Annotated in this window: 2 protein-coding genes and 1 pseudogene; 2 read left to right on the top strand and 1 reads right to left on the bottom strand. The window is 41.8% G+C overall.

The genetic code is table 11. The features are described from left to right. Positions 1-346: 346 nt before the first annotated feature. Positions 347-5,821, bottom strand: a pseudogene (locus tag BV372_RS13885) (phytase). A 733-nt stretch (positions 5,822-6,554) separates the two neighbouring features. Here BV372_RS13885 and BV372_RS13880 point away from each other — a divergent pair. Both BV372_RS13880 and BV372_RS13875 read left to right on the top strand, forming a co-directional pair. After that, positions 6,555-7,577, top strand: a complete 1,023-nt coding sequence (locus BV372_RS13880; protein ID WP_086687093.1) for an aromatic ring-hydroxylating dioxygenase subunit alpha — start codon at positions 6,555-6,557, stop codon at positions 7,575-7,577. 141 nt (positions 7,578-7,718) lie between these two features. Further along, entirely contained in the window at positions 7,719-8,987 is a 1,269-nt protein-coding gene (locus BV372_RS13875; protein ID WP_086687092.1) for a styrene monooxygenase/indole monooxygenase family protein, read from the top strand. Positions 8,988-9,219: the final 232 nt, after the last annotated feature.

The raw sequence follows: 9,219 nt of genomic DNA, 5'->3' as shown, positions 1-9,219 counted from the left end.
GGTTTACGTGCTATGTCCTTTATCCAGTCTGCTTTGTAGCTTCTATGTCACCCCTTCAGGATTAAACCTTTGAAGAACCAGTCAGACAAACCGCCCTGCATTGCCATGACTGCAAAAACAAAGTTGGACTCTACTAAATAAATATTTAGGAAGAAGCAATAAATTACTAAAAATGCTTAGCAATTTTAAAATTTAAAAATATTTCTAAAGGTAGATTTTTTAGAAATAAAAACACTATAAAAGGCGAGAGATGCCCACTCCCTCGCCTTAAAATAATCAGTACAGCTTAACTAAACATTTCATTGTTGAAATAACAGCAGAAAATCGCTGTTAGGTGTAACTAACTTTAGGCTATGAAGGTGAAGTTATTAGCCGTCAATATATTTGCGGTAATTCCCAGTAATGAAGCTAACTCTACATTTCCAGCTTTCACTAAAGTATCATCGCCCTGTTGCAATAAACTTAAGTCACTGAACTTAGTTACTCCAATACCACCAATTGCGATCGCGTCACCTAAGGTAAAGTCGGTGACAATATTCTTTATAGTGGGGAGACCACTATTAGCAATCCAGAAAGAGTCAGCACCAGCACCACCAGTCAGGCGGTTACCACCGCCTTGACCAGCAAATAGTAGATCATCGCCATCACCACCAACTAGGGTGTCATTGGTGTTAGCGAAGAGTTTGTCATCGCCGGAACCACCGTCGAGTCGGTTATTGTTACCGTTACTGGTGAGAGTGTCGTTACCAGAACCACCGAATAGGAATTGACGAGAACCTTCAACTACTTTCAGGGTATCAGAACCAGCAGCCCCAAATAGATTATTGCTACCACTAGCTTCAACTAAGGTGAGTTCATCGTTACCATTACCACCATCAACATTAGTATTGCTAGCAGGACTATTAGCACCAACAAAGACGCGATCGCTTCCATTGTCTGTTGATACTGAAGAGTCACTACCTACAAATACTGTGTCATCACCGTTACTAGTGCTAATAGTATTTTCTTTGGTAGCCTCGACAATATCTGCGCCGTTTCCGGTAACTAGGGTTTGACCAGGTTGGAGATTGATGGTATCGCTGTTGTTAGAACCAAATTGGATATTAGGTTTAGTAATAGTCAGGTTATTGGGTAGTTCTAGAATTCCCAATCTTTCAGCAGGGGTATTACCAGTAATGTTGAAATCGTTGTCATTAATTAACGCCAAAGTGTTAGGTGCAACTAGTGCTAACCCCTCCAATTTCTCGACCCCGGTATAACCCAACTGTGCAGCATTAGCTATTAAGCTTTTGCTTACAGGGGTAATTTTGGCAGTTGCTAACTCAGCCGGAGTTAGTTGTTCAATGGTCTTACCATTTAGCAATTTAAATTTAGCAGGATTATTGATATTTGTTGCCCCTACTAAATTAATTTGGTAGATTAATTTGTTGCCAGCAGATGTACCATTATCATCGCGCTCCACGACTGCGAATTTACCTTTACCTAGGGAAACTGCATCACCGATTTTGTCAGTTCCAGGTAAACCTTCGAGAAGATATAAGTACTCGCCTGTTACCTGTTTGCTTTTGATATCAAACTCTAAAATTCTGAGATTACGAGATGTTTTAGAAGTTCCATCATTGGCGACATCAGGGTTATCAATTGGACTTTGAATAAAGGCGTACAACTTAGAACCTTCTAAAGCCACAGCTTCAAATCCCCGATTGTTGCGGCGTTGGGCGTAAACTTCTGGCAAGATTTCAATACCAAAAGTACCCACAGGTTGATCTGGATTAGGTGCAGTTGCAGTTCCTTTGGGGATAAAGCGATCAATTAATTTACCCTTACTATCAAAATGGTAAATTGCGGGACGGTATTCATCCACCATCCAGTAATCACCATTTTCAGCAACCACAATTCCCTCTAAATCTGCACCCAAGGGATCGTTAGGTAGAGGTTTATTATCTAAATCAACGCCAATTTCATCGGTATAAGCTGTACCATTCGCCCCAGCTTGCAAATTTGGTAGTCCGGTTAATGGAGTTTTACCATCTTGGCGGAATAACCCGATGCGTTTGGTAATTGTAATCTCACTCGTACTGCGGTTGAGTTCAAAGCTGACGATTTCTGGTTGGAAATTGGGTAAGTAAAATGGTCTATTTGCACCAACAGGTTCGCCATTGGGGCCGCGGTCTGTATTGGTGACAAATCGGAGGTTACCATTAGGTGCAATTCCTTGGAAATATAAACCTGAAAAACCACCCAAGAAAATATCTTCACCTTTGGAAGTTGTGCCTAACTTTGGTAGATTTTCAAAATCATATATAGTCAGTTTGGGTTGCGCAACAGGATTACGCGGATTGTAACTAGTGGTGTCAATATTTAAAGGAGTGGGAAAGGCGTTAGCAATATTTTCCCAAGGTACTAACTTAAAGTTAGAGTTGATATTTTCAGTTTCATCTCCATCGCTAACAATTTTGGCAGGTTCATTAGAACCATCCTGAGTCACAAATAAACCGAAGGGGAAGTTAGGGCCAAGGGGTACGTTAACAACATCCGCACCATCTGATTCTTGTACGCTATCAATTCCCCCATTACTACCAACCGCAAAGTTACCTAAATAATCATTGTTTCCTTCACGGGTGTAAGCAACGAAGGTATTATCACCTTGGCTAGATGCTAAAAGATAGCCTGTGCCGTTTTTACCGTAGTAAATAGTTAATCCTTCGACATCATCGGTGAGGTGACTACCACCCAAGCCTTTAACTTGATCAATTAACTTACCAGTTTTACCACCGTTGGGTTCTGCTTGGAATTTCCAAATACCCACATCTTCTTGTCCAATGTAGAGGAAGCCGGTTTCTTGGTCTACTACCATCCCCTCTGTTTGGGCTGAACGTTCAGGATCTGTAGGGGAAGGAATAGTAAACTCTCTTACCCGTTCAGCGCCAATTTTGCCATTACCTTTGTCAATCAGTTTAAACTGTGCGATATCTCCAGTTTCCCGGCGACTGGTAAAGACATAGTAATCATTGGTGATAGGACTACGATATAAAGCTAGACCGTAAGAACTGCGAGAGGATGAGGAATAAGGTGCAAGAAAGGGTGGTGCTTGGAAGATAGTACCAAGACTGCTATCGGTAATATTTTCCAGATACTTACCGGGAGTGCTGGGATTGGGATTAATTTTGAATATTGCTAGTTTATCGTTACCGCGCTCGCTGGCGACGGCAATATCTATTGTTTGATTGCCTAATTTAAAACCGTATTGTAGATCAATGTTGTTATAGCGAATACCGCCAGGATTCACTTCTTGCAACAGTTTACCAGACAAGTCATACACCCGCAGTCCAGCATTTTTCACTGAGGTCAGTACTAAGCTATCAGCAGCGTTGTTAGCATTAATATAGATAGCTGGGTCATCAGCATCAGCACGCTGGTCTGTTGGTAATGTCTCATCGTCAAACAAATCGGGACGAGTTTCAACTCTCGGCGCGGCGGTAGGTACTAAGTCTGCACCCAAAGTCAAAATTTGCGTATACTGGGTTGCACCAAAGTTGTTGTCACTCACCAAGACGATAGATTGACGACCATCAGCTAATTTCGGCCCAAAGGCGATACCCTCAATGTTATCTGTACCAGTAATCGGATGATTGGGGTCTGTAGGCAGATTTAGGTCATTTAAATTAAACAGTAGACGCTTTTGGGCTGGTGCGATCGCAGCTAGTTGCGGTGCATTTAAACTGCTGAGTGAATCGATACTGCTAATATCAGTTGCACCTTGTAGGGAAATTTCGTAGATTTTAATGGTGTTCCCTACACCTTGTGCAAAAGAACGTTCCAACGCCAGTAATGTACCGCGATTATCTATTGCTAATAAATCTACCAAGCCGTTATCAGTAGCGCCTGTAGCTGGGTTTGGGGTGACAGATGCATCTGTAATGTAGAGATATTCCTTTTCTGGTTGTCCTGTTACCAAGTTGTATTGCAAAATCCGGGAACGGCTACCGATTGTAGTGGAAACCTTCGGACCATCTTGAAATAAAGCGTTTTCCGTGGCGGTGAATAAAGTTTTTTGGTCAGGTGTGATGGTGAGGCTTTCAAATGCCAAGTTATTGTACACGCCTGCGGTTTGAGTATCGCCTGCATCTACAACACCGTTAGCGTTAGTGTCCTGAACAACTGGTAAAAACTTTTTAGGGACAGGTAAAGCGCGAACTTCCTGCCCCGTAGTGACAGAAAATTCTTTAATGAAGGGATTAGTCACCCGACCTGCACCAGGATTCACCTCACCCTCTTAGGAGATGAAAACTGTGCCATTGTTAGTTAAAGCAATACCTTCTGGATCGAGACTGTTGATAGCAAAGAAATTGCCGTTAGCATCTTTTAGCGGCGTAACGTTAGTAAAAGCCGCCCCAGTTGTGGCAATTTTCGCAGGGTCAGTAGTAAAAGTATAAAAGCGGGCAGGAGCAATTTGAGAGCGATCGTCAGAAATAGCGTAGAACTGGTTTTTAGCCACATCATAGGCGACACCAGACAAGCCACCTAAAGCAGTTTGTACGCCATTTACTGTTCCCGCCGCACCTGAGGGAATAAAGCCTGTAGGTAAGATAGTTTGCCCCAAAAATCCTACATCGGGAATCGTTTTCCCTGCTGTTGTTGGCCCCACTTCCACATCTGCATATACTAAACGATGGTCGGAACTGGGGAAACCACCAGGAAGGCTGGCGTTATAAGTACCTACCAGTGGAAAATTTGGGTCAGTATTTGCAGGCCAATACACTACGGAATTGCTAATAGTCAAATCTGCCGAGGGTAATACATAGTCAGTCCGCAAATTACCGGGAACAGTATCAGCAAAGTCTGCGGTATCAAAATTAGCATTGCCCGTTTGGTTAACGTTTGCACCACCCTGTAAAGCTGCTTGTTGCGGCGCGCCAAGACTGGTGGGGATGACATTAGTATTGATGCCAGGATTCTGTAATAATTGGCGAATGGCATTGTCATAACTATCACCATCAACTGGGTCTGCATTTTGGTCACCCATAATTACAAAACGTGAACCAGCAGCAACCCCACCTTTTTTACCTGCATCATCATAAATGTAATCGCCTTTGTCAGGGGTGATGTAATCTGCCCAAAAACGAATCTCATCATGATTGCGCTTACCGTTGCGGTCTTCGGTTCCATCAAAGGTTGGTGGTGTAGGATGACTCACAAGGACGTGAATTGTCTCGCCGTTAACTTGAATCGGTACATCCCAATGACTCTTAGAAGAAAGGCGTAAAGTGTTTTGTTCTTCTGAGGAATACCAAGGAGTATTAGAATTTGGTGTTGAGATAGTAGAAAGTAAAGAATCGGGCATATCCTTCCAGAGGAAATTTTGGAAGGTGCGGATATTGGCAGTATCAATAGGATATTTAGAAAGTAGCAACATCCCATATTGTCCAGGGAAATTGCCAAATCCAAAAGCATCATCGCCGTATCCGGTTGCGCCTGGGGTTGTGACAACTTTACCGTCATTATTTAAGTCAAACCCAGAAGCAATCCCTGTATTACTTGGAGCAATATAAAAGTAGGGATAGTTAACAGGAGTTGCACCATTTTGGCTCACAGCAAGATAATTTTGCTGAAGTAATTGAACTGCCTGTAAAGGATTTCCTTGAACATAGTCAAACTCGTTAACTAGTAATATATCAGGATTGTTGCGCTGGATAATTTCTGCAACAGCTTTTGCCTGAGCATTATTAGGTGTGGATAAATCAGTAATTAACTGACCATCAGCATTGCGATTCAGGGAAGCATTGAATTGGGAAAAGCGGATTGTGTTGGTAGTTGGCATAAATTAGCTTTGAGGTAAATTGTGCTTTAGAGAATAAGCGAGATTATTCAAAAAGATAAATTTTCAATAATAAGCATTCATAAAATTTTAATTTAGGAATAAATTTCATGTTTTAAAATTATTAAATGAGCAATCAAATTTCTATGTTATTTATATGTATTTATTAATCCTCAATTATTTAGTAAGACTTCGGAGGGTAGGTATTGCCCACCAAAATCTGAATATGTGGGCAATGCCCACCCTACAGAATTATGATTATTAATTAATATTCATTCAGTTAACCAAGTTATCTTGATAACGTTAAGAAATAGCTAGCAACCGGTTAAAAAAAACAATAAAATTGTTGGAGTTGCTGAACAGAGAAGTAATTACTTTGCCGCTATCCAGACCTTGCGGTGCTAACTCGTTCATTGCAGCCATCCTGCATGGTGAGTATAATCTGACTGTTGCAACATCTCTAGTCTAGGTACTAAAGTATTGCAAATTCGGGTATTGCTGAATGAAGGGATGAATAGTTTTATATAGGTATGGTTTGATACTACCAGTAGTGAAGTAATAATTTAATTGAGTACTAATATGGCGATCGCTCTTTCAAAGTTATCGCCCTCAAAAAATCCCAAATACAGCAGAATTCAGGAGTTAGAATTCAGAATTCAGAAGTAAAACAGTCTTTATGCTTGGGTTTGAGGTTTAGGATCTGTACTTCACTAACTTGAAATTTGCTGTATCTACAATGCAATTTACTGATTTCTGGTATATTGTCGCACTCAGCGACCAATTACGACCTAACACGGTACTGGCGCGAACTGTTTTAGGCGAGTGGTTGGTAATATTTCGTAGCGAGGATGGACAACCTGTGGCGTTGCGCGATCGCTGTTTGCACCGCAATAGCCGTTTGTCCGCGGGTAAAGTCTGTGATGGTGCGTTGCAATGTCCTTATCATGGTTGGGTATACGATCGGGGTGGTAACGTTATTGCTGTTCCTGCTGAAGGAGACGATTTTAAGCCTTCTCACCAGCGTCGAGCGCAGGGTTACGCAACCAAAGAACAAGATGGTTATATATATGTGCGGTTAGCTGACACCCCCAGCGAAGAGTTTGAACCATTTTCTATGCCCCATTATGGACAACCAGGGTGGGAGACAGTGCGGGTAATTAACCGTTTTGCTAACAACGTCACCAATTGTGCGGAGAACTTTATTGATATTCCCCACACGGCTTTTGTGCATCCTGGCGTATTCCGTAACTCTCGCCATCAAAAGTTAGAGATGACTGTAGAACGCTGGAATGGTTCAGTTTTGGTGGAGTATCGCAACGAAACTAGTAATTTGGGATGGTACAGCCGTTTTCTCAATCGACAGGGTACAGATATAAAACATAGCGATCGCTTTTATCTGCCAAATATTACCTCTGTGGAATATCAAATGGTACGCAATCGCCATTTGTTTATTACCAGTCAATCTATCCCAGAAACCGAAAATTCAACTCTGGTTTACACCGATGTCACCTATAACTACGGCATCTGGAACAAGCTAGCACGTCCGTTTGTGTGGTGGACGGCTCAACACATTATTCGCCAGGACATTGAAATTTTGGGCATTCAGGGTGAGGCGATCGCTAAATATGGAACACAATTTTCTCATACTCCTGCTGACACCATTCATGTATTTGTAGAGTCAATTCGAGGCGCGATTGCTCGTGGAGAAGATCCGCGATCGCTACCAAACCAGTCAGTCAAAGTAATATTTTGGGTTTAATCTCAAGCTACATCTCTGCCAAATGTTTTCGGAAAATGACAATGCATAAGTGAAGTTAAGTTCACTGATAGCTATATAAATAGCCAGTTGGCAAAAAATAAAGCACAAAAAACTATACAGAAATTTGGCAGAGGTGATATTATGCGACAAATTGCAATTATAGGAGCAGGCCAAGCAGGTCTTCATTTAGCTATTAGTCTGGTTGATGCAGGTTATGCAGTAACATTGTTTAGCGATCGCACACCAGAAGCGATTCTCAATGGTAAACCAGGAGGTATGCCAGTACTGTTTCCAGATTCATTGCAACTTGAACAAAGATTGAATTTTTGGCATAAGGAATTTTCTGGTAGCGATCTATTCCGCTCTGAAGTGTGCGACCCGGAAGGAAACCTGGCTTTAACTGTATCTTCTCCCTTAGAAAAGCCTTGGCAAGCTGTAGATCAGCGCTTGAAATTCTTTACGTGGATGCAAGAGTTTGTCAAAATCGGCGGTGAACTTGTCGTTCGGGCAATGACGCTCACAGATTTAGAAGAATGTGCCAAAAACTACGACTTAGTTATGGTCTCTGCTGGTCGAGGCTCCTTCTCAACTTTATTTGAGCTAGATAAGCAAAAAACTAAACATGACAAGCCGAAGCGCCATATATCAGGAACAATTGCCACAGGATTGCAGGGAGACGCTGCTGATTTGCGCACCAGTAAAATGACTGTTATACCTGAAGTTGGCGAAATAGTTCAGATACCTTTCTACGCTAAAGGTAAATTTTCTGCTCACGTAATTGCCTTTGAAGCTTACCCTGGCGGGGCAATGGATCAATTTACTCACATCCAAAGTGGTCAAGAATTACTGGAGATGAGTAAAAAAGTCATGCAGCAGTTCAAACCTTGGTATTACGAAGCTGTCAAAGATATGGAATTGGCAGATGAGCAAGCATGGATCAATGGTGCAATTACACCAAAAGTGCGCCAGCCAATAGGTCGTTTGCCATCAGGTGCAACGGTTATGGGTATAGGTGATGCAGTTATCCTACACGATCCCCTAACCGGACAAGGAGCAAATAACGCTACAAAAATGGCTCATTTGGTGAAGCAACGAATTATTGAGCATGGCAACCAACGCTTTGATGAGTCATGGATGCAAAGAGTATTTGATGAATTTTGGAATTATGCTCAATACACCCATGTTTTCACTGATTGCTTGTTGTCGCCCCCAGATTATCTCCTAGATATTATGGTGGCGATGGCTGAAAATCCAGAAGTTACTAGAGATTACTTAAACGGTCTTAATCATCCTCCAAGCTTCTCTTCGTGGTTTTTTGATGCTGAAAGCGCCAAAGAATATCTAGCACAAAAGAAAGCTAATGTTGAGGCTGATAATCAATCAAATCAACTTTGCCTGGTTAAAAATTAAGGTATTGCTGATTATGTGAGCACGGTTAATATTACCGATTTTGTGTAGCGATCGCTTTTTCAACCACATTGCTAGGTTATTTTGCATTTAGCCTTACGAGTTCTTCTTTTTTTGCAAAGTCACAATGCCTACTGCGGGCTGCGCTTACGCAAAGAACGGAGAACTCTTACACATTAGACTTCTTGCAGAAGTCGGTTAAAGGGAAAGGGGAAAAGGGGAAAGGAACTCAAAA

The sequence above is a fragment of the Nostoc sp. T09 genome, from assembly GCF_002154695.1.
Classification (GTDB): Bacteria; Cyanobacteriota; Cyanobacteriia; order Cyanobacteriales; family Nostocaceae; genus Aulosira.
Note: the sequence above shows the minus strand (reverse complement) of the source record. Positions and strands in the feature narration are given on the sequence as shown.